The 22543-nt window shown below is 61.0% G+C and carries 24 protein-coding genes and 1 pseudogene; 13 read left to right on the forward strand and 12 right to left on the reverse strand.

The window, feature by feature from the left end:
* Positions 1 to 783: 783 nt before the first annotated feature.
* Together ACP7CZ_RS20225 and ACP7CZ_RS20230 are read left to right on the forward strand one after the other, a co-directional pair.
* Positions 784 to 1350, forward strand: coding sequence for a hypothetical protein (locus tag ACP7CZ_RS20225; protein ID WP_054918081.1), 567 nt, complete (start codon positions 784 to 786; stop codon positions 1348 to 1350).
* Positions 1340 to 1603, forward strand: a complete 264-nt coding sequence (locus tag ACP7CZ_RS20230) for a hypothetical protein (RefSeq protein ID WP_054918078.1) — start codon at positions 1340 to 1342, stop codon at positions 1601 to 1603. Before ACP7CZ_RS20225 ends, ACP7CZ_RS20230 begins: the two co-directional genes overlap by 11 nt.
* 85 nt (positions 1604 to 1688) lie before the next feature.
* Here ACP7CZ_RS20230 and ACP7CZ_RS20235 read toward each other — a convergent pair whose 3' ends face one another.
* Positions 1689 to 2150, reverse strand: a complete 462-nt coding sequence (locus ACP7CZ_RS20235) for an Lrp/AsnC family transcriptional regulator (RefSeq protein WP_294167878.1) — start codon at positions 2148 to 2150, stop codon at positions 1689 to 1691.
* A gap of 160 nt (positions 2151 to 2310) precedes the next feature.
* Between ACP7CZ_RS20235 and yedA the strand changes: the two genes are divergently transcribed.
* Positions 2311 to 3207 (forward strand): drug/metabolite exporter YedA, encoded by an 897-nt coding sequence (yedA, locus tag ACP7CZ_RS20240; RefSeq protein ID WP_072448278.1) that lies wholly within the window; start codon positions 2311 to 2313, stop codon positions 3205 to 3207.
* A 48-nt stretch (positions 3208 to 3255) separates the two neighbouring features.
* Positions 3256 to 4590 carry a DEAD/DEAH box helicase gene (locus ACP7CZ_RS20245; RefSeq protein ID WP_294167881.1) on the forward strand — a complete coding sequence of 445 codons (1335 nt, stop codon included), beginning with the start codon at positions 3256 to 3258 and terminating at the stop codon, positions 4588 to 4590.
* A 159-nt stretch (positions 4591 to 4749) separates the two neighbouring features.
* Here the strand turns inward: ACP7CZ_RS20245 and ACP7CZ_RS20250 are convergent.
* From ACP7CZ_RS20250 to ACP7CZ_RS20260, 3 genes and pseudogenes are all read right to left on the reverse strand, one after another.
* Positions 4750 to 4845 (reverse strand): annotated as a pseudogene (locus tag ACP7CZ_RS20250) (hypothetical protein); the annotation flags it as partial.
* Between the two features lie 116 nt (positions 4846 to 4961).
* Positions 4962 to 6188 carry a TIGR03862 family flavoprotein gene (locus tag ACP7CZ_RS20255; protein ID WP_054896173.1) on the reverse strand — a complete coding sequence of 409 codons (1227 nt, stop codon included), beginning with the start codon at positions 6186 to 6188 and terminating at the stop codon, positions 4962 to 4964.
* Positions 6189 to 6359: 171 nt separating this feature from the next.
* Entirely contained in the window at positions 6360 to 7280 is a 921-nt protein-coding gene (locus ACP7CZ_RS20260) for a histone deacetylase family protein (RefSeq protein ID WP_054896172.1), read from the reverse strand.
* 77 nt (positions 7281 to 7357) lie between these two features.
* Between ACP7CZ_RS20260 and ACP7CZ_RS20265 the strand changes: the two genes are divergently transcribed.
* The 3 genes from ACP7CZ_RS20265 to ACP7CZ_RS20275 all read left to right on the forward strand — a co-directional run bounded on the left by ACP7CZ_RS20265 (position 7358) and on the right by ACP7CZ_RS20275 (position 9540).
* Positions 7358 to 7927 (forward strand): GNAT family N-acetyltransferase, encoded by a 570-nt coding sequence (locus ACP7CZ_RS20265; RefSeq protein ID WP_089042498.1) that lies wholly within the window; start codon positions 7358 to 7360, stop codon positions 7925 to 7927.
* 159 nt (positions 7928 to 8086) lie between these two features.
* Positions 8087 to 8956 carry an acyl-CoA thioesterase II gene (tesB, locus tag ACP7CZ_RS20270; protein ID WP_054896170.1) on the forward strand — a complete coding sequence of 290 codons (870 nt, stop codon included), beginning with the start codon at positions 8087 to 8089 and terminating at the stop codon, positions 8954 to 8956.
* Positions 8953 to 9540, forward strand: a complete 588-nt coding sequence (locus ACP7CZ_RS20275) for an HAD family hydrolase (protein WP_054896169.1) — start codon at positions 8953 to 8955, stop codon at positions 9538 to 9540. The genes tesB and ACP7CZ_RS20275 overlap by 4 nt, the downstream gene beginning before the upstream one ends.
* 132 nt (positions 9541 to 9672) lie before the next feature.
* On the opposite strand, the gene ACP7CZ_RS20280 is transcribed toward ACP7CZ_RS20275, so the two are convergent.
* Genes ACP7CZ_RS20280 through ACP7CZ_RS20290 form a run of 3 tightly spaced genes read right to left on the reverse strand, consistent with a single transcriptional unit; the run spans position 9673 to position 11994 of the window.
* Complete coding sequence (locus tag ACP7CZ_RS20280; protein ID WP_294167886.1) at positions 9673 to 10647, reverse strand: alpha/beta hydrolase; 975 nt, start codon at positions 10645 to 10647, stop codon at positions 9673 to 9675.
* Complete coding sequence (ypfJ, locus tag ACP7CZ_RS20285) at positions 10648 to 11535, reverse strand: KPN_02809 family neutral zinc metallopeptidase (RefSeq protein WP_127881448.1); 888 nt, start codon at positions 11533 to 11535, stop codon at positions 10648 to 10650.
* Between the two features lie 45 nt (positions 11536 to 11580).
* Positions 11581 to 11994: a hypothetical protein gene (locus ACP7CZ_RS20290; RefSeq protein ID WP_294167895.1), complete on the reverse strand. Its 414-nt coding sequence runs from the start codon at positions 11992 to 11994 to the stop codon at positions 11581 to 11583.
* A 199-nt stretch (positions 11995 to 12193) separates the two neighbouring features.
* On the opposite strand from ACP7CZ_RS20290, the gene ACP7CZ_RS20295 reads away from it, so the two are divergent.
* Complete coding sequence (locus ACP7CZ_RS20295; protein ID WP_003194370.1) at positions 12194 to 13072, forward strand: DMT family transporter; 879 nt, start codon at positions 12194 to 12196, stop codon at positions 13070 to 13072.
* On the opposite strand, the gene ACP7CZ_RS20300 is transcribed toward ACP7CZ_RS20295, so the two are convergent.
* Positions 13073 to 14407: an MFS transporter gene (locus ACP7CZ_RS20300; RefSeq protein WP_294167903.1), complete on the reverse strand. Its 1335-nt coding sequence runs from the start codon at positions 14405 to 14407 to the stop codon at positions 13073 to 13075. It abuts the gene before it with no gap.
* Between the two features lie 226 nt (positions 14408 to 14633).
* Here ACP7CZ_RS20300 and quiC point away from each other — a divergent pair, with 226 nt between their 5' ends.
* Complete coding sequence (gene quiC, locus ACP7CZ_RS20305) at positions 14634 to 16535, forward strand: 3-dehydroshikimate dehydratase QuiC (protein WP_034126936.1); 1902 nt, start codon at positions 14634 to 14636, stop codon at positions 16533 to 16535.
* 77 nt (positions 16536 to 16612) lie between these two features.
* Positions 16613 to 17278 carry a TetR/AcrR family transcriptional regulator gene (locus ACP7CZ_RS20310; RefSeq protein WP_054896166.1) on the forward strand — a complete coding sequence of 222 codons (666 nt, stop codon included), beginning with the start codon at positions 16613 to 16615 and terminating at the stop codon, positions 17276 to 17278.
* 135 nt (positions 17279 to 17413) lie between these two features.
* Here the strand turns inward: ACP7CZ_RS20310 and ACP7CZ_RS20315 are convergent, their stop codons facing one another.
* Positions 17414 to 18262 (reverse strand): shikimate dehydrogenase, encoded by an 849-nt coding sequence (locus ACP7CZ_RS20315; protein ID WP_057975528.1) that lies wholly within the window; start codon positions 18260 to 18262, stop codon positions 17414 to 17416.
* Positions 18262 to 18708 carry a type II 3-dehydroquinate dehydratase gene (gene aroQ / locus ACP7CZ_RS20320; protein WP_019818037.1) on the reverse strand — a complete coding sequence of 149 codons (447 nt, stop codon included), beginning with the start codon at positions 18706 to 18708 and terminating at the stop codon, positions 18262 to 18264. The genes ACP7CZ_RS20315 and aroQ overlap by 1 nt, the downstream gene beginning before the upstream one ends.
* A gap of 39 nt (positions 18709 to 18747) precedes the next feature.
* Here aroQ and ACP7CZ_RS20325 point away from each other — a divergent pair, with 39 nt between their 5' ends.
* From ACP7CZ_RS20325 to ACP7CZ_RS20335, 3 genes are all read left to right on the forward strand, one after another.
* Entirely contained in the window at positions 18748 to 18975 is a 228-nt protein-coding gene (locus ACP7CZ_RS20325) for a hypothetical protein (RefSeq protein WP_127881444.1), read from the forward strand.
* Positions 18976 to 19060: 85 nt separating this feature from the next.
* Positions 19061 to 19489: a DUF4160 domain-containing protein gene (locus ACP7CZ_RS20330; RefSeq protein ID WP_057975527.1), complete on the forward strand. Its 429-nt coding sequence runs from the start codon at positions 19061 to 19063 to the stop codon at positions 19487 to 19489.
* Complete coding sequence (locus ACP7CZ_RS20335) at positions 19486 to 19950, forward strand: DUF2442 domain-containing protein (protein WP_034126939.1); 465 nt, start codon at positions 19486 to 19488, stop codon at positions 19948 to 19950. The genes ACP7CZ_RS20330 and ACP7CZ_RS20335 overlap by 4 nt, the downstream gene beginning before the upstream one ends.
* A 41-nt stretch (positions 19951 to 19991) precedes the next feature.
* Here the strand turns inward: ACP7CZ_RS20335 and trmA are convergent, their stop codons facing one another.
* Both trmA and ACP7CZ_RS20345 read right to left on the reverse strand, forming a co-directional pair.
* Complete coding sequence (gene trmA / locus ACP7CZ_RS20340; RefSeq protein ID WP_259284714.1) at positions 19992 to 21071, reverse strand: tRNA (uridine(54)-C5)-methyltransferase TrmA; 1080 nt, start codon at positions 21069 to 21071, stop codon at positions 19992 to 19994.
* On the reverse strand, positions 21068 to 22363 hold the full coding sequence (locus tag ACP7CZ_RS20345; protein WP_003194342.1) for an NCS2 family permease: 1296 nt from the start codon (positions 22361 to 22363) through the stop codon (positions 21068 to 21070). The genes trmA and ACP7CZ_RS20345 overlap by 4 nt, the downstream gene beginning before the upstream one ends.
* Between the last annotated feature and the right edge of the window lie 180 nt (positions 22364 to 22543).

Below are 22543 nucleotides of genomic sequence, written 5' to 3' on the forward strand. Positions count from 1 at the left end.
CGCCCAGGGCGGCATTCCCACGCAGAGCGTGGGAACGATCAGCAAACAGCGCGGGTTCTGATCCGGCTACTGCCTCAAGAACACTGGAGTTCCCATGTGGGCGCTGGCTTGCCTGCGATCGCGGTGTATCAGCCAGCCATTTATTGCCTGACCCTCCGCTATCGCGGGCAAGCCCGGCTCCCACAGGGGTTATGCGTCGTTTGATCGTCCCCACGCTCCGCGTGGGCATGCATCTGGAGACGCTCCGCGTCACGACTTTAAGAGCGGACGCAGAGCGCCCAGGGCGGCATTCCCACGCAGAGCGTGGGAACGATCAGCAAACAGCGCGGGTTCTGATCCGGCTACTGCCTCAAGAACACTGGAGTTCCCATGTGGGCGCTGGCTTGCCTGCGATAGCGGCGTATCAGCCAGCCATTTGTTGCCTGACCCTCCGCTATCGCGGGCAAGCCCGGCTCACACTTGGGTTATGCGTCGTTTATCGAGGCTGTGGGCACTCCAACGCCTGGCCCACCATCCCCTTCGCCATCTCCACCCAACGCATCTCATCACTCCGTCCGATGCGTGGGCCTGGGCGTCGGACTTGCACGTCCGGTCACCAAGCATTCGATGACAGGGCGAGACTGGCTACCGAATCCGACGCAAACAAGGCACCTGAGCGCTGAATGGTCGGTAGGTCAAATCCGGCTATGAGTTAGGACCTTTCTGGTTTTCTTCTTTACTCATCCATCACGTTTTACTGCGACCTACCATTCTGTGTGTCATTCACGCACAGGGACAAAGAACATGCAGGAAAGCGACCTTCATACAGCGATCATGCGAAGCAAGTTGGAACTTGAATCAAATGGCATTGATCTGGGTTCCAGTTCAAGCATGGCGTTTCATGTGGGCAACACGATGACAAGCTGCCCGGCAGTCATGGTGTTGCCGAGTTTGCCAGGTTGGAGTCATGGCCCTCATTACCAGTTACTCAAGCCGATTCACGCTGACCCCGTTGCGCCCGATACGACGTTTGATGAACTCTGGAAATGTACACAGCAACACTACGGCCTCACGGCAGCCACAGTGATCACTGACGCGGCGGGCATACCCATAAGCAAAATTGCGGTGGGTGCTTGGGTTCACGTCGGCTCCAGCAAAACCACGAACCTGGCTAGCCTGATCGGAATGCGCTTTTTCCCTCGTACGTTGATCAGGCAACCCACCATGGACAGAATGGCAAAGGCAACGTTTGGCACGGTGCGGGTATTTGGCATCATCGGGCGAGGCATGCCCTTCGTCGCTGCCGGGCTTGCAGTCTTTGACCTGGTCAGTATTGGTAAGTGTGCCTATGAGGCGAGAAATGGAAGGTAGCCTGGCCAGAGCCGACATCAGCGAAAAAGTGATCCAGCTGTTCGTGGATATCATCGGTTTTATCGACCGAAGCGAAGTGACGGAGCACACCGATTTCATCCATGACTTCGACATCATTGATGACGACGTGACCTGCTTTGTCATGCAGATCAAGTGGCAGTTCAAGCTGCAAGCGACGCAGGAGGATTGGGATCACATCACGACCATCGAGCAGATAGTCGATTTGATCGTCCAGCGTTCGACTCTTCGGTGAGGCCACTGACGCCATCGCAGGCAAGCCAGCTCCCACAGTTGACCGCGTCGCTCGGGCAGTACGCGATCCCTGTGGGAACGATCGCTCAGCCAGCATTTTTCCCATTGGCTTCCAATTGCCCCAACGGCACCCGCCGCTCTATCGCGCTGGACAAAATAATCGAGGTCTTGCTGAAGCCGAACTTCGCTACGCGGTTAATCAGGCTCTCCAACTCGGGCATCGAGCCCACCGCCGCTTGCATGATCACGCAGGGGTCGCCGGTGACGCGGTGGCATTCGGTCAGTTCGGGTATCTCCGCCAGGGCGTCGTACACCTTTTGGCTGCCATGGTTGGTCAGCCGCAACTCAATCACGCATTTAATCGGCAAGCCCACTTTGGATAAATCCACCTTGGCCTGGTAGCCGGTGATCACGCCGCTGGCCTCAAGCTTGGCCACGCGTTCGGCCACGGCGGGTGCGGAAAGGTTCACGGTGCGCGCCAGTTGCGCGTAGGAAGCACGGCCATCTTCAAGCAGGGCGCTAAGGAGCATGCGGTCGTATTTGTCCATGATAAGGCTCCGGTTGCGCGTGGCTTTCGAAAGCACGGTTTATAGCCTTGATAACCATGCTTTGAGAAGTGTATTGGCGTTTTAAACAGGTTTTGTAACTTAAGTTTATCCACCTTCGTTTCTAGAATATGTCTCCCATTTCCTGCCATAGAGCCGCCCAATGCCTGGCCCACGTCGCTTTCCCTTACCGTTGATCGCCGCCTTTTTTGCGTTGTATGTGATCTGGGGTTCCACCTATCTGGTGATTCGTATCGGCGTGGAGTACTGGCCGCCGCTGTTGCTGGCGGGGATTCGGTTTTGCACGGCGGGGGTATTGATGTATGGCTTCCTCAGGTGGCGCGGGGTGCCGGCGCCGACCTGGCCGCAGTGGAAGGCGGCCGGGATGATCGGCATTTTGTTGCTCACCGTGGGCAATGGTGGCGTCAGCGTGGCGGAACATATGGGCGTGTCGTCCGGCGTGGCGGCGCTGGCGGTGGCGACGGTGCCGCTGTTTACCTTGCTGTGTGGGTTTTTCTGGGGCGCGCGTAATACGCGGTTGGAATGGGCCGGGGTGCTGCTGGGGATCATCGGCATCGCCATGCTCAACATGGGCAGCACCTTGCAGTCGAGCCCACTGGGCGCGGTGTTGCTGTTGATGGCGGCGGCGTCCTGGGCCTTCGGCTCGGTGTGGAGCCGCCATTTGCCGCTGCCCCAAGGCGCCATGGCCAGCGCCGCGGAAATGCTCGTGGCTGGCGTGGCGCTGCTGATCGTCAGCGCATTGTCTGGCGAGCACCTGAAGGCCATGCCGCCGCTGGAAGGCTGGCTGGCCCTGGCGTACCTCACGGTGTTCGGCTCGATCATCGCCTTCAACGCTTATATGTACCTGCTCAAGCACGTACGCCCGGCGGCGGCGACCAGCTACGCCTATGTGAACCCGGCCGTCGCCGTGTTGCTGGGGATTGTGTTCGTGGGTGAGAGCATCGGCCTGGAAGAAGCCCTGGCAATGCTGGTGATCATCAGCGCGGTGTTGCTGATCAGCCTGCCCCAATGGCGCAAGCCCAAACCCGAAATAAGGTAAACTGCCGCGCATTACGCCCTTGCGCTGAATTTTTCCTACGGTAACTACATGACTTTCGCCACCCTTGGCCTGATCGAACCCTTGCTGCGCGCCCTTGAGACGCTTGGCTACCAGACCCCGACGCCGGTGCAGGCGCAAGCCATTCCGGCAGTGCTGGCCGGTCGCGACCTGATGGCCGCGGCCCAGACCGGCACCGGCAAGACCGCAGGTTTCGCCTTGCCGCTGCTGCAACTGCTGACCATGGAAGGGCCGAAAGTCGCCGCCAACTCGGCGCGTGCGCTGATCCTGTGCCCCACCCGTGAACTGGCCGAGCAGGTTCATGCCAGCGTTGCCGAGTACGCCCAACACCTGCCGCTGACCACTTACGCGGTGTACGGCGGCGTGAGCATCAACCCGCAGATGATGAAGCTGCGCAAAGGCGTCGACATTCTGGTCGCCACCCCTGGCCGCCTGATCGACCTGTTCCGCCAGAACGCGCTGAAGCTCAACCAGCTGCAAACCCTGGTGCTGGATGAAGCCGACCGCATGCTCGACCTGGGCTTCTCCGAAGAGCTTGCCAACATTTATCGCATGCTGCCGAAAAAGCGCCAGACCCTGTTGTTCTCCGCGACCTTCTCCGATGACATTCGCCTGCTGGCCGGGCAGATGCTCAACGACCCGCTGAGCATCGAAGTCAGCCCGCGCAACGTTGCCGCCAACACCGTCAAGCAGTGGGTGGTGCCGGTGGACAAGAAGCGCAAGCCGGAGCTGTTTGTGCACCTGATGCGCAAGGGCCGTTGGAAGCAAGTGCTGGTGTTCGCCAAGACCCGCAACGGCGTGGATGCGCTGGTGGACAAGTTGCAGGGCCTGGGGATCAACGCCGACGGCATCCATGGCGACAAACCCCAAGCCACCCGCCAACGCGCACTGGACCGCTTCAAGGCCAGCGACGTGCAGATCCTGGTGGCCACCGACGTAGCGGCCCGTGGCCTGGATATCGAAGACCTGCCGCTGGTGGTCAACTTTGATCTGCCCATCGTGGCCGAAGACTACATCCACCGTATCGGCCGTACCGGGCGTGCGGGCAACACCGGTGAGGCGATTTCCCTGGTGTGTGCCGATGAGGTGAACATGCTCTCGGCCATCGAGATGCTGACCCGCCAGACCCTCACCCGCAAAATGGAACCGGAGTTCGAGCCGGAGCACCGCGTGCCGGACACCGATGCCAGCGGGCAGGTGGTGAAGAAACCGAAAAAGCCGAAGAAGCCTAAGGCGTCCGGCGGTGGCGGCAAGCGCAACCTGGGCAAGTGGGTGGACAGTGGGGAAGTAGCCCCGGCTGAGCCGTCGATCAAGCCGGTGCGCAAGGTGCCGGTGTTTAATACTGGGCCGCGTAAGAAGAAGTGATTGATCATTCCCACGCGCGTGGGAACGCATCCTGTGACGCTCTGCGTCACGAACCTAAAGTGGGACGCAGAGCGTCCCTGGCGGCATCCCCACGCAGAGCGTGGGAACGATCAGCGGTGGAGCCACTCCAACATCCCCAGCCCAGCCGCCCGGCCACTGGCAAAACACCCCAGGCAATGGCTTGAGCATCAACCGCTCATCCAGCGCTTCAAACGGGACACCACCCGCCGTGCTGATCGCCTCATCCATCGGCCGCATTTGATCGTTCCCACGCTCCGCGTGGGAACGCATCCTGTGACGCTCTGCGTCACGAACCTAAAGCGGGACGCAGAGCGTCCCTGGCGGCATCCCCACGCAGAGCGTGGGAACGATCAGCGTTGGAGCCATTCCAACATCCCCAGCCCAGCCGCCCGGCCACTGGCAAAACACCCGGTCAGCAAATACCCACCGGTCGGCGCTTCCCAATCGAGCATTTCCCCCGCACAAAACACCCCAGGCAACGGCTTGAGCATCAACCGCTCATCCAGCGCTTCAAACGGCACACCACCCGCCGTGCTGATCGCCTCATCCATCGGCCGCGTTTTCACCAACGTCAGCGGCAACGCCTTGATATCCACCGCCAATTGCGCCGGGTCGGTGAAGTGTTCAGCAGGCGTCAGCTCGCGCAACAACGCCGCTTTCACGCCATCCAACCCCAGCTGACTGTGCAAATGCTTGCTCATCGACCGCGAGCCACGGGGCTTGGCCAATGCGGCCTGCACCTTGTCCAGCGGCTTGCTGGGCAGCAAATCGATATGCACCGTGGCCGCACCGTCGCGGTTGATCGCTTCGCGAATCGGCGCCGATAAGGCGTAAATCAAGCTGCCTTCGATACCGGTGGCGGTGATCACGCATTCGCCCAGCCGAGGCTTGTCATCCCCCAGGCCAATGGCGACGTTTTTCAACGGCGCGCCAGCGAATTTGCTGACCATCAACTCGCTCCATGCCGACACTTCAAACCCGCAGTTGCTCGGTTGCAGCCTCACATAGGGCAGGCCTTTGCCTTCAAACAGGTTGAGCCATGCGCCGTCGGAGCCCAATCGCGACCAGCTGCCGCCGCCCAGGGCCAGCAGCACAGCGTCGCTGTGGACAACTTTTTCGCCGTCCGGGCTGTGGATAAGTAAATCGCCCTCGTCATTCCAACCCGTCCAACGATGACGGGTGTGGATAACCACACCTTGCTCCCGCAGACGCTTGAGCCAGGCGCGCAGCAGTGGCGCGGCTTTCATATCGGTAGGAAATACGCGGCCGGAGGTGCCGACAAAGGTCTGGATACCCAGGCCATGGATCCATTCGCACAACGCCTCGGCGCCAAAGCTGCGCAGCAGCGGCGCCATGTGCGGCGCGCGTTCGGCGTAGCGCGACAGGAACGCCGGGTACGCCTCGGAGTGGGTGATGTTCATGCCGCCCACGCCTGCCAGCAGGAACTTGCGCCCCACCGACGGCATGCCGTCGTACAGGTCCACGCGCACGCCAGCCTGGCTCAAGACTTCGGCGGCCATCAGCCCGGCGGGGCCGCCGCCGATAATGGAGACGTGGTGGGCAGAAGTCTGAGGCATGGGCAGGGCTACGGTGATGTGAATAGGTCGAGCATTCTACCCGACCACGACGCCGCTGCCTGATCAAAAAACGTACACTTTCCTACAGGCCATGCGGTCAAACGCTTGTAGCCGCTTACGCTCAAGTTATCCACAGGCCGTTCCACAGGCATTGTGGGTAACGCTCACACTTCAATGACAGCCTGATGACGTCCATACCCGCTGCGCGCTGTGGTGCAGGATGCCGTGGCGGCGGGCGAGGGCAGGGCGGTCCTTGCTATAGCCGCCACCGATCACGCCCATCACCGGTATGTCGCGGCCCAGGCAGTGGCGCATCACGCTTTCATCACGGGCGGCGACGCCTTCGTCTGTCAGCTTGAGGTAACCAAGGGCGTCGTCCTTGTGCACATCCACGCCGGCGTCGTACAGCACCAGGTCCGGCTGGTAGAGCGGCAGCAGGTAGTTGAGCGCGTCATCCACCACCTTGAGGTAGTCGGCATCGCCCATGCCCATGGGCAGCGGGATGTCCCAGTCGCTCTGGGCCTTGCGTGCCGGGAAGTTCTTTTCGCAGTGCAGCGACACGGTGATGGCGTCTGGCGTGTTGTGCAGGATGCGTGCGGTGCCGTCACCCTGGTGTACGTCGCAATCGAAGATCAACACGCGATTGACCCGGCCGCTGGCTAACAGGTAATGGCTGATCACCGCCAGGTCATTAAAAATGCAGAAACCCGCCGGATAATCGTAATGAGCATGGTGGGTGCCACCGGCCAAATGGCAGGCCAGGCCATGTTCAAGGGCCTGTTCGGCGGCCAGGATCGAGCCGCCCACCGCACGCACCGTGCGCCGGGCCAGGGCTTCGCTCCACGGCAGGCCAAGGCGGCGTTGGTCCTCGCGGGACAGTTCGCCGCTCATGTAGCGTTCGATATACCCAGGTTCATGGGCCAGGGCCAAAATGTCTGCCGGGCACAGCGGCGGGCGCAGCAATTGGCTGTCTTCGGTGAGGCCGCTGTCCACCAGGTGGTCACGCAACAGGCGAAACTTGTCCATGGGGAACCGGTGGTCCGCCGGGAACTCAGGGCTGTAGTCTTCGTGGTAGATCAATGGCAAGGGCATGGGATTTTCTGACGGGAACCTGCGACGGATCTTAACAGCGCTGTACACTCACGCACATGGCAAGGCAGGGGGGACCCATGGAGCCGATACAGGAATTGGAAAGTGCACGCTTGGTGCTGCGCCAATGGCGCGACAGCGACCTGCCGGACTTTGCGCGCATGTGCGCCGACCCACAGGTAATGCGTTACTTCCCGGCTCAATTGAGCCACTTGGAGAGCGCAGCGTTGATCGGCCGGATTCGCGGGCATTTTGCTGAATATGGCTTTGGGTTCTGGGCTTTGCAGCGCAAGGACACCGGTGAATTTATCGGCCTGACGGGCCTTGCGAATGTCAGCTTCGAAGCCGGCTTTACCCCGGCGGTGGAAATTGGCTGGCGCCTGGCCCGCGAACATTGGGGCCTGGGTTATGCCAGTGAGGCGGCCTGGACGGCGTTGCGCTGTGGTTTTGACCGCTTGCAACTGGACGAAATCCTGGCCTTCACCACTGAAGCCAATCTGCCCTCACAAAAAGTCATGCAGGCCATCGGTATGCATTACGATCCGCAGGCAGATTTTGAACACCCGAAAGTCGCAGCCGGTGACCCGCTGCGCCCGCATGTTTTGTACCGCATCACCCGCGCCCAATGGTTGGACACGCTGCACGGATAAGCAGGCGGTCATGCTCAACAGAAACCCGTAGGAGCGAGCTTGCTTGCGAAGAACGCAAGAGCGCTGCGGTAAACCAGAAGCGCTGCGTCATCGTTAACGACCTTCGCGAGCAAGCTCGCTCCTACAGGTGGATACCGTTTTGCTTTGAGGAGAGTTTCAATGAGCCAAGTATTGGAAGATCTGGTGGACTTGCTGACCCTGGAGCCGATCGAGGAAAACCTCTTTCGCGGCCGCAGCCAGGACCTGGGCTTTCGCCAACTGTTCGGCGGCCAAGTGCTCGGCCAGTCGCTGTCGGCGGCCAGCCAGACCGTAGAAGAAGCTCGGCATGTGCATTCCCTGCACGGTTATTTCCTGCGCCCTGGCGATGCCGCGTTGCCGGTGGTGTATTCGGTGGACCGCGTGCGCGACGGTGGCAGTTTCAGCACGCGTCGTGTCACCGCGATTCAAAAGGGCAATCCGATCTTCACCTGCACGACCTCGTTCCAGTACGACGAAGCAGGCTTCGAGCACCAGACCACCATGCCGGTGGTAGTGGGCCCGGAAAACCTGCCGTCGGAGCTGGAGCTGACCCAGCAACGTGCGCACCTGATCCCCGAGCACATGCGCGACAAGCTGCTGTGCCCCAAGCCCATCGAAGTGCGCCCGGTCACCGAAAAAGACCCGTTCAACCCGCAGCCGTCCGACCCGGTCAAGTACGTGTGGTTTCGTGCCGACGGTGCCTTGGCGGACACGCCGGCGCTGCATAAGTACCTGTTGGCCTACGCCTCGGACTTCGGCCTGTTGACCACCTCGTTACTGCCCCATGGCAAGACCGTGTGGCAGAAAGACATGCAGGTCGCCAGCCTCGATCACGCGCTGTGGTTCCACGCCGACCTGCGTGCCGATGACTGGTTGCTGTACGCCATGGACAGCCCGTGGGCCGGCAACTCCCGGGGTTTCTCCCGGGGCAGCGTGTACAACCGCGCCGGGCAACTGGTGGCGTCGGTGACCCAGGAAGGTTTGATCCGCCATCGCAAGGATTGGGCATGAGCCTCGGCGACGTGAAGCACTGGGTGTTCGACATGGATGGCACCCTCACGGTGGCGGTGCATGATTTTGCCGCTATCCGCGTGGCGCTGGACATTCCACCTGAAGACGACATCCTCACGCACCTGGCGGCCTTGCCGGCGCCGGTTGCAGCGGCCAAGCACGCCTGGTTGCTGGAGCACGAGCGTGAGCTGGCCCTGGGTTCGGTGGCGGCGCAAGGCGCGGTGGAACTGGTACGCGAATTGGCCGGGCGCGGTTATCGCTTGGGGATCCTGACCCGTAATGCGCGGGAGCTGGCCCATATCACCCTGGAGGCGATAGGCCTGGCGGACTGCTTTGCCATTGAGGACGTGCTGGGGCGCGATGATGCGCCGCACAAGCCGGATCCCGGTGGGTTGCTGAAACTGGCGGCGGCTTGGGACGTAGCACCGCGCGAAATGGTGATGGTGGGGGATTATCGCTTTGACCTGGATTGTGGCCGGGCAGCGGGCACCAAGACGGTGTTGGTGAACTTGCCGGAGAACCCTTGGCCGGAATTGGCGGATTGGCACGCCGAGGATTGTGCGGCGTTGCGCCGAATGATCTAAGCCGGGCGACAGAGAGCAAATGTGGGAGCTGGCTTGCCTGCGATAGCGGTGGGTCAGCTGACACTTTATCAACTGACAGTCCGCTATCGCAGGCAAGCCAGCTCCCACATTTTGATGGGGTTCCTTCAGGTGCTACTGAGCGAACAGTACCTTTTCTCCCTCTGGCGAGGTAAACATCTTATCCCCGTCATGCCCCACCCCCGGCACTTCTACCAGCCGGTGGCCCAACTGCGGATGCCGCTGCTTGAGGTAGTCAAAGTAGTTGTGGCCACGAAGCAGTCGATACGCACCCTGGGTTTCGGCTTCGCAGCTTTTATCCAATGCCGGGTGGTTGGGGTCGGTGTCCTGCTGGCCCAACAGGTAAGTGATGTCGCGTGAGACGTAGTCTTGTTCCAGTTGCTGGGCACCTCGGTCACCCACGTAATCCGGCAGGTTTTGCATGCCGTACTTCCAGTCGTTGAAGCCTGGGCAATTGGCGATGTCGAACGTCACCGGGCGTTGCGGGCTGAAGTACGCATAGGACGACGGGTTAGCCACCACATACCGCAGGCGGATGCCCTCGGAATTCAGCAATGGGTGGTCGTGGCCGGTGAGGGCGAAGCGCTGCACCACTTGGCCGCCACCGGAATGCCCGGCGACCACGATTTCTTTCAGTGCCGGAAACAGTTTGCGGTTGCCCAAGTGCTTGATGATCTGGTCCAGAGCGCCATACGAGCTGATCTGCCCTGGGCCGGTGGACGCTTCGCCGGCCATCCAGTCGTTACCCTTCCAACGCAATACCTCGTCGCCCAGGCGGTTGCGCTTCACGTCGGCTTGATTGAGAAACTGCGGTGCGATCACCAGCGTACTGCCGCCCACCCCGGCATGCTCGGCGGCGTCGATGCCGCTTTGCAGGTAGGTTTGCGCATTGCGCAGGCGGCCATGCACGATGATCAGCGCACGCGTGACCTTGGGCAGCGGCTGGCGCCAGTCCTGGCTCACGCCCAGGCTGAGCTCGCCGGCTTCTAGATGAAAACGTTCGGGGCTGACCACCTTGACGCCGTGTCCGGCTGCGAAGGTGCAACAAGACACGAGCACACCCAGCAGTAACCCCAGTCGTTTGATCATTTAGAGACTCTTGGCCGCGAAGGTATCGCATTGAGTGATCTGGCCCTGGGCGAAGCCGGTCTTGAACCAGCGCACGCGCTGGGCCGAGGTGCCGTGGGTGAACGAGTCTGGTACCACGCGCCCCTGTCCCTGTTGCTGCAAGCGGTCATCGCCGATGGCATTGGCTGCGTTCAGGGCCTCTTCGATATCGCCGGGTTCCAGCCAGTTCAGGCGTTTTTGCGCATGGCTGGCCCACACGCCGGCAAAGCAATCGGCTTGCAATTCCTGGCGAACCAGCAGGCCACCGTCGCCTTCCATCTGCCGACCCTGTTGGCGCGCTGCCTGGATCTTGGACGAGATGCCCAGCAACGTTTGTACGTGGTGCCCGATTTCGTGGGCGATCACGTAGGCCTGGGCGAAATCACCGGCGGCCTGGAAGCGTTGCGACATTTCCCGGAAAAAATCCAGGTCCAGGTACACCTGCTGGTCAGCCGGGCAGTAGAACGGGCCGCTGGCTGAGGTGGCGCCACCACAGGCAGAGTTGACCCGGCCACGGAACAGGATCAGTTTCGGGTTCTTATAGGCCAACCCATTTTCCTGGAACACCTGGCCCCAGGTGTCTTCGGTATCGCCCAGCACGGCGCGCACAAAGTCGGCTTGCTCATCGTTGGCTGGCGGCGCTTGACGCGGCTGGGTGCTGACCGACGGCGCCTGTTCCATCTGGCCGGTCAATTGGCCAAGAATCTGCATCGGGTCCTGGCCGGTCAGCCAGCCAATGCCGACGATCAGCACGATGGCCGTGAGGCTCAGGCCCTTGCCGCCGCCGAAGCGCATACCGCCACCGCCGCCGCCACTGTCGTTACGGGCATCCACCACGTTGTCGCTGCGTCGGCCTTTTTTCCATAGCATGGGAGCAATCCTCTGTGTGCTAACCGTGATTGATTATGGCCGGTATTAACGGCAATAGCCTTCGCCAGTGGCAACGATCAGGCAGTCTTTTTTATCCGCCAGCCACTTCAAACCGGTGGCGGCGCCATCGCCAGCGCGCAACAGCTGCGGGCCGTCGGGGCGGGTGAAGGCGATGCCGTCTTCAGCGGCCTCACCTTTGAAGGTGCCGGCGTCATCGGCGTCCAGGCCATATTGCATGGTGAGAAGGTAGTGGCCGCGGCCAATGCTGTCGTCCTTGGCGATGGTCAGGTGCAAGCCTTCGACGCCGACCCACTTGCCGACCCATTTATCGGTGGGCGGGGTTTCGGGCACCAGGGTCGCTTGCACGGAGGCGGGCGCGGGCTTGGGGGCTTCTTTCGGGGTTTTATCGCAGGCGGCGAGCAGGGCGAGGGCAGACAGGGCACAGAGGATTTTTTTCATAGCGGCAAGGCCTTGGTTAAAAAGTGTGCAACGCCGGGGCGAGCGTGCAGCGTTGGACTCGGATCCATCGATTTAGTGCGCTGTTCGCCCGGTGTTTGGTTATGCTCTTGGGGCAGACTCCGGCCCGGCTGCTAGATTACCGGGTTGAGCGCGACTTGGTTCAGCGCTCAGCGTCCCGCTCGCCACACAAGAGAATTCAATGACTGTCAGTACCCCGCTCTCCGGCGTCAACCATCCGTTCAAAGGCATCCTGCTGATTGTGCTGGCGACGTTCCTGTTCTCCAGCCACGACGCCTTGTCCAAATACCTGGCCGGGTTTTACCCGATCGTGATGGTGGTGTGGGCGCGGTACATGGTGCACACCTTGCTGATGGCCGGGATCTTCCTGCCGCAATCGGGCTTGCGCGTGTTGCGCAGCAAGCGGCCGGGCATGCAGGTGGTGCGGGCGTTATGCCTGTTGGGCACCAGCCTGTTCTTCACCACAGCGCTGCATTACATCCCGTTGGCCGAAGCTACAGCGGTGAACTTCCTTGCGCCGATCCTGGTGACGGCGCTGTCGGTGCCGTTGCTCGGTGAGCACGTGACCCGTGGCCAGTGGCTGGCGGTGATCTGCGGGTTTATCGGCGTGGTGATCATTATCCACCCCGGCGGCGAGCTGTTTACCCCGGCGGTACTGCTGCCGCTGTGCTCGGCGCTGTTCTTCTGCTTCTACCAGTTGCTCACGCGCATCCTCAGCCAATACGACAGCCCGACTACCAGCAACTTCTTCGCCGGCCTGTGCAACACCTTGGTGATGAGTGCGATGGTGCCGTTCTTCTGGCAAGTGCCGACGTTGTGGCACGCGGTGATGATGCTGGCGCTGGGCACCTGCGGGATGACCGCACACCTGATGCTCACCCAGGCGTTCCGCTTCGCGGCGCCGGCCTTGCTGGCGCCGTTTGGCTATTGCCAGATCGTGTTCGCGGGGTTGTTGGGCTGGCTGGTGTTCAGCCATACCCCCGATATGACCACGGTGGTGGGTATCGGGGTGATCTGCATGAGCGGGTTGGCCGCTGCCTGGCAGCAGCGGCGGCGTTAGTTAAACGTCTACCGTGGGGATCTTGCGCGGCGCCATGAAGTACATCCACACCAGTGCGATGAAGTACATCGCCGGGATCAGGGTGAACAACACCGTGTAGTTGTTGTGGGTCACCGTGAGGATATGGCCGACGATCTGGGTCATGAACATGCCGCCGATGGCCGCGCACATGCCGCCGAAACCGAACACCGTGCTCATCATGTGCTTGGGCGTGTAGTCCATCACCAGGCTCCAGATGTTGGCGGTCCAGGCCTGATGCGCGCCGATGGCCAGGGAGATGGCGAACACCGCGACCCACAGCTGGCTGGAGCCGGCCGCCATGATCACGCCGACGATGCAGCAGGCGAACAGCAACATCGACAACAGCCGCGCCTTGATCGAGTTCATCCCACGGCCGATCAGGAATGACGACAGGATCCCACCGCCCACGCTGCCAAAGTCGGCGGTGAGGTAAATGATGATCAGCGGAATGCCCATCTGGGTCACGTTGATGCCCAGGTTGTATTGCTGGTTCAAGAACGGCGGCAGCCAATACAGGTAGAACCAGAACACCGGCGCAGTGAGCGAGTAGGCAAGGGCGAAGGCCCAGGTGCCGCGCATGCGCAGGATGCGGCTGAACGGCACGCGGGGTTGTTCCGGCTCGACTTCCTGTTGCACGTAGTCCAGTTCGGATTGTTTAACGGTGGGGTGGTCTTCCGGGTTGTAGTACTTCAAGCCCCAGAGCACCAGCCAGATACCGCCGAGTGCCGACATGCACAGGAACGCTGCCTGCCAGCCCCACACGTGCAGGATCAACGGCAGCAGCATGGGCGTCATCATCGCGCCGACGTTGGTGCCGGCGTTGAAGATGCCGGTGGCCACTGCCCGTTCACCCGCCGGGAACCACAAGCGTGTGGTCTTGACGCAGGCCGGGTAGTTGGCGGCTTCGGTCAGCCCGAGGACAAACCGGCAGACCATAAAGCCGATCGCCGAGGTGGCCAGGCCATGGGCGCCGGTGGCCAGGCTCCACAGCAGCACGGCGCAGAAGAACACGCGCTTGACGCCGACCCGGTCGATCAAGCGGCCTTGCAGCACAAAGCCGATGGCGTAGCCGACCTGGAACCAGAAGTTGATGTTGGCGTAGTCCATCGCCGTCCAGCTCATTTCCTTGGCGAGGATCGGTTGCATCACGCCCAGGGCGGCGCGGTCGATGTAGTTCAAGGTGGTGGCAAAGAACACCAGGGCCAGCATGCCCCAGCGCGTTTTACCCACGGCCAGGGCACCGCGGATCTTGTCGCCGATGCCGGCGTGCGGGTTGCCCGGGCGCGCGGCCAGGGCTGAATTTTGCAGAGGCATGAGGTTTGTACCCGTTTTTTGAAATTCTTATGGTGTGTTCTGGGTCTTTGTTACATGAGCGAATTGCCCGGTCGATGGTGCGCAGTGGTTAAAAAGTCGTCAATTCGCCAAAGAGGCTTAGTGTTCGATAATCGCACCAAAAACTAACCGGTTCGTACATTTTAATTGCTGCCTGTAGGCTGGGGGCGAATAATTTGCCACAAACAACAATTGCCGGGAGTCTTCCATGCAACGTTCTATTGCCACTGTGTCCTTGAGCGGCACCCTGCCGGAAAAACTCGAAGCCATCGCCGCCGCCGGGTTTGATGGGGTGGAGATCTTTGAGAACGACTTGTTGTATTACGACGGCAGCCCTCGGGAAGTCCGGCAGATGTGCGCCGACCTCGGCATCGCCATCACCCTGTTCCAGCCGTTTCGCGACTTCGAAGGCTGCCGCCGTGATCGCCTGGCACGCAACCTGGAGCGTGCCGAACGCAAGTTTGACTTGATGCAGGAGCTGGGCACCGATCTGGTATTGGTGTGCAGCAACGCCTCGGCCGACAGCGTGGGCGACGAACGCATTCTGCTCGATGACCTGAGCCTGCTGGCCGAACATGCGGGCAAGCGCGGCCTGCGCATCGGCTATGAAGCTCTGGCCTGGGGCAAGCATGTGAACACCTGGCAGCAGGTGTGGAACCTGGTGCGCCAGGTCGATCACCCAAGCCTCGGTGTGTTGCTCGACAGCTTCCACACCTTGTCGCTCAAGGGCGACCCGAGTGGCATCGCGCAGATCCCCGGCGACAAGATTTTCTTTGTGCAAATGGCCGACGCGCCGATCCTGGCCATGGATGTGCTGGAGTGGAGCCGGCATTTCCGCTGCTTCCCAGGCCAGGGCGAATTTGACCTGGCGGGCTTTCTCGCGCCGATCATCCAGAGTGGCTACACCGGGCCGTTGTCCCTGGAAATTTTCAATGACGGTTTTCGTGCTGCGCCGACCCGCGCGAATGCGGCGGATGGCTTGCGGTCACTGTTGTACCTGGAAGAAAAAACCCGCCAGCGCCTGGCTGAAGAAGCCCCCGCTGCGCCCGTGGATATCCTGTTTGAAACTCCGGCGGCCAGCGAATACGACGGTATCGAGTTTCTTGAATTTGCCGTGGACGAAAGCCTCGGCGCCAAACTGACCCACTGGTTGGAGCGCCTGGGTTTCGCCAGGGCCGGCCAGCATCGCTCCAAGAATGTGAGCCTGTTGCGCCAGGGTGACATCAACCTGATCCTCAACTGCGAACCCTATTCCTTCGCCCACAACTTTTTCGAGGCCCACGGCCCGTCGCTGTGCGCCACGGCAATTCGGGTCAAGGACAGTGCCAAGGCCCTGGAGCGGGCGGTGGCCTACAAGGGCCAGCCTTATCGCGGCCTGGTCGGCCCCAACGAGCTGGAATTGGCCGCCGTGCGTGCACCGGATGGCAGCCTGATTTACCTGGTCGACCCCAGCGAAGGCGGGCTGTACGACACCGATTTCAACCTGCAAACGGCTGCACCCGCCAGTGGCGGCTTGCTGCGCATCGACCATATGGCCATGGCGCTGCCGGCCGACAGCCTCGACAGTTGGGTGTTGTTCTACAAAAGCCTGCTGGATTTCGAAGCCGATGACGAAGTGGTCCTGCCCGACCCCTACGGCCTGGTGAAAAGCCGTGCGTTGCGCAGCCGTTGCAGTTCGATTCGCCTGCCGTTGAATATCTCCGAAAACCGCAACACGGCGATTTCCCACGCGCTCTCCAGCTATCGCGGTTCGGGCGTGCACCACATTGCCTTCGATTGCGCGGATATTTTCGCCGAGGTACGCCGGGCCAAAGAGGCCGGTGTGCCGTTGCTGGATATCCCGCTCAACTATTACGACGACCTGGCGGCACGCTTCGATTTCGACGATGAGTTCCTCAGTGAGTTGGCGTATTACAACGTGCTGTACGACCGCGACGCCCAGGGCGGTGAGTTGTTTCATGTGTACACCGAGGCGTTCGAGGGGCGGTTTTTCTTCGAGATCATCCAGCGCAAGAATGGCTATGCCGGCTACGGCGCTGCCAACGTGGCGGTGCGTCTGGCGGCGATGGCCAAGTCGCGCAGTGGGGCGGTACGCCAGGCTCGGCTATAACCGCAAGGCAGGTGCTTCCTTCGGGGAGCGCCGCGGCCCATAATCAGCGCCTGCACAACAATGGCCGTGAGCGCACCATGACCTCGAGTCCCGATCTCCCCGCGGTAGCTGACGCACCGCGCAAGAGTCGCAAGAACAATCCGGAAAAGACCCGGGAGAATATTCTCCAGGAAGCCATTGTCGAGTTTGTTCAACAGGGCCTGGCCGGCGCTCGCGTAGACGCCATCGCTGAGCGCATCCATACCTCCAAGCGCATGATCTATTACTACTTCGGCAGTAAGGAGCAGTTATACGTCGAGGTATTGGAGAAGCTCTACGGCGATATCCGCAACACCGAAACCCGCATGAACCTCACGGCCCTGGAGCCGCGTGAGGCGATTCGCCGGCTGGTGGAATTCACCTTCGATCACCACGACCAGAATGTGGATTTCGTGCGCATCGTCAGCATCGAAAATATCCACAACGCCGAGTACGTCAAGCGCACCGACACCATCAAGGCGATGAACAGCAAAATCCTGGAAGGGTTGGGGGAGACCTTGCGCCGCGGGGCTGAGTTGGGGCTGTTTCGCGAAGGGCTGGAGCCGCTGGATGTGCACTTGCTGATCAACTCGTTCAGCTTTTATCGGGTGTCCAACCGGCACACCTTCAGCGAGATTTTCCAGATCGAGCTGTCGGATGAGGCGATCAAGCAGCGCCATCGGGAGATGATTTGCGAGTCGGTGCTGCGCTACCTGCAAGCCTGAGAACTGATCGTTCCCACGCACTGCGTGGGAATGCCGACATGGACGCTCTGCGTCTGCTGTCAAAGTCGTGACGCGGAGCGTCACGTGAGGCGTTTCCACGCAGAGCGTGGGAACGATCATGATGGGGTTGCATCCCTAGATATTCATGCTCTGGAAGTGCGCCAGCATTCTGTCTGCATCCGCCACTTCGCCGCTGAACAACTCAAACGCCTTCACCGCCTGAAACACCGCCATATTGCCGCCATCCAGGGTACGGCAACCCAAGGCGCGCGCGTCGCGCAGCAGTTGGGTTTCCAGCGGGAAGTACACAATTTCCGCCACCCACAATTCAGCCCGCAACAACGCCGCAGGCACAGGCGTGCCGGGCAGCTTGGCCATGCCCATCGGCGTGGTGTTCACCAGGCCATCGGCTTCGGCCATGGCGTTTTCCAAGTGGCTGCCGACTTGAGCGCGACCGATGCCGAACTGCTGGGCAAGGTTATCCACAAGGTCCTGGGCGCGAGTGCGGTCGACATCGAAGATGCTCAAGTACTCCACGCCTTCTGCCAACAGTGCATGGGCCACTGCCGCGCCCGCACCACCGGCGCCCATCTGCACCACGCGTTGGCGCGGTACGTTGTGCAAGTTGCGCCGAAAGCCTTCGGCGAACCCCAGGCAGTCGGTGTTATGACCGATGCGTTTGCCACCCTTGAACACTACGGTGTTGACCGCACCAATGCCCCTGGCTTCATCGGAGAGCTCATCGAGCAAAGGCAGGATCGCCTGCTTGCACGGGTAGGTAATGTTCAGCCCGGTGAAGTGCATCAGCTCGGCGGCCCGTAGTAATTCCGGCAGGGCGCTGAGGTCCAGGTGCAGCGGCTCCAGGTCGATCAGGCGATACAGGTAGCGCAAGCCCTGGGCGTCGCCTTCCTGCTCGTGCAGTGCCGGTGTGCGTGAGGCCTGGATGCCGGCGCCGATCAGGCCCGCGAGTATGCGTGGTTTCATCAGGTGCGTCCCTTCAGCGTCAGGCTGAAATGTTCCAGTGCCAGGTGGTAGCCATGGCTGCCAAACCCGGCCAGCACGGCCTGGGCGATCGGTGACACAAACGAGTGATGACGAAAGGCTTCACGGGCATGCACGTTGGATAAATGCACTTCGATCACCGGCACTTCACTGGCCACCAGGGCATCGCGGATCGCGACCGAAGTGTGAGTCCAGGCCGCCGGGTTGATCACAATACCCGCGCAGCGGTTGCGGGCGCCGTGGATCCAGTCGAGCAATTCGCCCTCGTGGTTGGTCTGGCGAAACTCGATCTTCAGCCCGAGCTTGTCGGCGCTGCGACCACACAGGGCGGCAATGTCGGCCAGGGTTTCATGGCCATAAGTGGCAGGCTCGCGGGTGCCGAGCAGGTTGAGATTGGGGCCGTTGAGCACCAGCACGATGGGCGGCATAGAGGCTTCTCCACAGTTCTTATTGGTTGTGGAGTCAAAATGTACTGGTTGGTTAATTTGGTCAATGGATGGCTGCGGATCTGTTCGGTGATCGAACGTTTAATAAATGCAATTGCTGGATCACCGGCTGATGTGCATTCGGTTGAAGTATTGCGCGAGGTTGCTGAACGAGGAGGACTTTCGAGCATTGGCCGGGTCGTTCCAGTTGTTGGCATCACTGGTTACAACCCGGCATTCGCCGGTTTTTTTGTGGTTACTAATCTGTGAATCAGCTTCGGGAATAGGAGCCGGTTGTCGGGTGTGCAGAGGGAAATTGTTACCTGACGGAAAATAACCTAACGGATGGGTTACGATGCGAGTAGGTGCTTACAAAGGCTATGTCATTTCGGTGTTTATCAGGGATGAGCATTGCCCGCCCCATGTGCATGTCAGAGGCAAGGGATGGGATGCGCGGTTTCGTTTCAGTTTCCTGGATGGGGAAGTTGAGTTGTGGGATGTGGAGCCTGAACGGAGGCGGCCACCCACAGCACTTCTGAAGGAGATACGCGGGGCGATCATGCAGCGGCACTACTTGGCGCGGGCACGCAGGATTTGGTGGGAAAAACTGCAGACGGTTTGCCTGGAAAATCATTCCTGGAATTGGGACGCTGGTGAGTTGGTTCCAGGATTGGTCATTCGACACGGCGTCTATGTCATCGCCAGCGCCAGGCACGATGTCATAGCGCAACGGACTATTTTGAATCTGGTAAGAGCGCCAGATTGCGTGGGGATTAATTTATGAAAATCATAAAAGCCAAAGTCACACCTTATGTACCTCTCACTGAAGCCGACGTTGACAAGGCAATCGCCCGAGGACGCAGGTTGAAACGCCTGTACGCCAACGCCAGTAACGTACGTTATGAAAACGATTGCCTCTCCATTGGCTTCAGCGATGGCAGCCGCGTTGTGTTGCCGGTGGCTGGCCTGCCGGAGTTCGAAGGGTTTTCAGAGAAGGATTTCCAGCAGTTGGAAGTGACTTTCGGAGGCAAGGCGATTAGCTGTGAAGCGCAGGACCTGGATGTTTCGATCACAGGGTTGATCGCTACAAGCCAGCCGCTGATGGACCTGGCAACCAGCCTGGTGGCATCGCGCAATGGTCGCAAAAGCAGCGCGGCCAAGACCGCAGCGGCCCGGGCCAATGGCAAGAAGGGGGGCCGGCCACGCAAGGAAGTACCGCAGCCCCCAGAGACAACAGACACTTGAATAACTGTAAGAGCGAGCAAGCTCGCTCCTACCTCGCAGATTTATCGGCGGGTCAGCAACACACCCGACTCCATATGGTGCGTCCACGGGAACTGGTCAAACATTGCACACTGGGTGATCCGGTGCGTGTCGTGCAGTTGCGCGATATTCGCCGCCAGCGTCTCCGGGTTGCAGGAGATGTACAGGATGTTGTCGAAGCGCCGGGTCAGCTCGCAGGTGTCCGGGTCCATGCCAGCGCGGGGCGGGTCGACGAAGACGCTACCGAACTCGTAACTTTTCAGGTCGATGCCGTGCAGGCGGCGGAACGGGCGCACTTCGTTCAGGGCTTGGGTGAGTTCTTCGGCGGAGAGGCGCACCAGGGTGACGTTCTCCACGCCATTTTCATCCAGGTTGCTCAGGGCCGCATTCACCGAGGTCTTGCTGATCTCGGTGGCCAGCACCTTGCGCACGCGGGTCGCCAGCGGCAGGGTGAAGTTGCCGTTGCCGCAGTACAGCTCCAACAAATCGTCCGGGCGATCGCCCAGCGCTTCGTAGGCCCAGTTGAGCATCTTCTGGTTCACCGTGCCGTTGGGCTGGGTGAACGCGCCTTCGGGTTGGCGGTAGCTGAAGGTGCGCCCACCGACGTCGAGTTTCTCCACCACGTAGTCATGGCCGATCACATCGCGCTTGCCCTTGGAACGGCCGATGATGCTCACATTCAGCTCAGCGGCCAATGTGTTCGCGGCGGTGTGCCAATGTTCGTCCAGCGGGCGGTGATAACACAGGGTGATCATCGCGTCGCCGGCCAGGGTGGTGAGGAACTCCACCTGGAACAGCTTGTGGCTCAGGGCAGCGCTGGCTTGCCAGGCGGCCTTGAGTTGCGGCATCAACTGGTTGATGCGCTGGCTGGCAATGGGGAACTCTTCGATGAGGATCGGCGTGCGCTTGTCGTCCTGGGAAAACATTGCGTAATGGCGATCACCGCCTTCGCGCCACAGGCGGAACTCCGCGCGCAGGCGGAAGTGCTGCAGCGGCGAGTCGAAGACCTGCGGCTCGGGCGCGTCGAACGGTGCGAGCAGGTCACGCAGGCGCGTGACCTTGTCTTGCAGTTGAGCGGTGTAGCTTGCGGCGTCGAAAGTCATGCGTTGAACCAGCCCAGCTTGATCACAAACAGGATCGACAGGATCACCAGTGCCGGGTTCAGCTCACGGTAGCGGCCCGAAAGCAGCTTGATAGCGGTCCAGGCGATGAAACCGAAGGCGATGCCGTTGGCGATGGAGTAAGTGAAGGGCATCGCCAGGGCGGTGATCACCACCGGCGCTGCCACCGTAATGTCGTCCCAGTCGATTTCGGCCAGGCCTTGGCTCATCAGCACCGCCACAAACAGCAAGGCTGGCGCGGTGGCATAGGCCGGCACGCTGGCGGCCAATGGCGAGAAGAACAGCGCCAGCAAAAACAGAATCGCGACCACGATGGCGGTCAAGCCGGTCCGGCCACCGGCGCTCACGCCTGCAGCCGATTCGATGTAGCTGGTGGTGGTCGAGGTGCCCAGCAGGGAGCCGGCCATGGCGGCGGTGCTGTCGGCAATCAGCGCGCGGCCCATTTTCGGCATATGGCCGTCCTTGCCCATCAGGCCGGCGCGCTTGGCGACGCCGATCAGGGTGCCGGAGTTGTCGAACAGGTCAACGAACAGGAAGGCGAAGATCACGCTGACCAGGCCGATGTCCAGCGCGCCCTTGATATCCAGCTGCAGGAAGGTCGGCGCCAGGGACGGCGGTACCGAGGTCACACCGATGAACGGCGTGAAGCCCAGGACGATGGAGGCGACGGTCACCGCCAGGATGCCGATCAGCACTGCGCCGCGTACGGCCAGGGCTTCCAGCGCGACGATCAGCACGAAACCCAGGGTGGCCAGGATCGGCGCCGGTTGTTTCAGGTCGCCCAGGCCAACCATGGTGGCCGGGTTGCTCACCACGATACCGGCGTTATGCAGGGCGATCAGCGCCAGGAACAGGCCGATGCCGGCGGCAATCGCCGAGCGCAGCGGCAGCGGGATGGCATTGATGATCCACTCGCGGATGCGGAAGATCGACAGCAGGAAGAACAGCACCGCCGAAATGAACACCGCGCCCAGCGCCACTTGCCAGGTGTGGCCCATGTGCAGGACCACGGTGTAGGTGAAGAAGGCGTTGAGACCCATGCCCGGTGCCAGGGCAATCGGGTAGTTGGCGATCAGGCCCATCACGGTCGAACCGATGGCGGCCGCCAGGCAGGTGGCGACAAACACCGCGCCCTTGTCCATGCCGGTCTCGCCGAGGATGCTCGGGTTCACGAACAGGATGTAGGCCATGGCCAGGAAGGTGGTGATCCCCGCGAGAATCTCGGTGCGCACATTGGTGTTGTGGGCTTTGAGTTGAAACAGCTTTTCCAGCATGCCGGCTCCCTGTGACGCTATTGTGCGTCGTGATTTGTTGACCTCTAAGTCAAAGCACAAACTGCGCCAAACGCTTGTGGTTTCAGAGAGGATCGGAAAAAGCGGCGCATCATACCAGCAGCCGAGGCTGTGTGGCGCATGGGCTTGAGGCATACTGCGCCGACGTTCAATACCGGGTCA

Origin of the sequence: Pseudomonas sp. DWP2-2, assembly GCF_049897065.1 — a bacterium.
GTDB lineage: Bacteria > Pseudomonadota > Gammaproteobacteria > Pseudomonadales > Pseudomonadaceae > Aquipseudomonas > Aquipseudomonas paracarnis.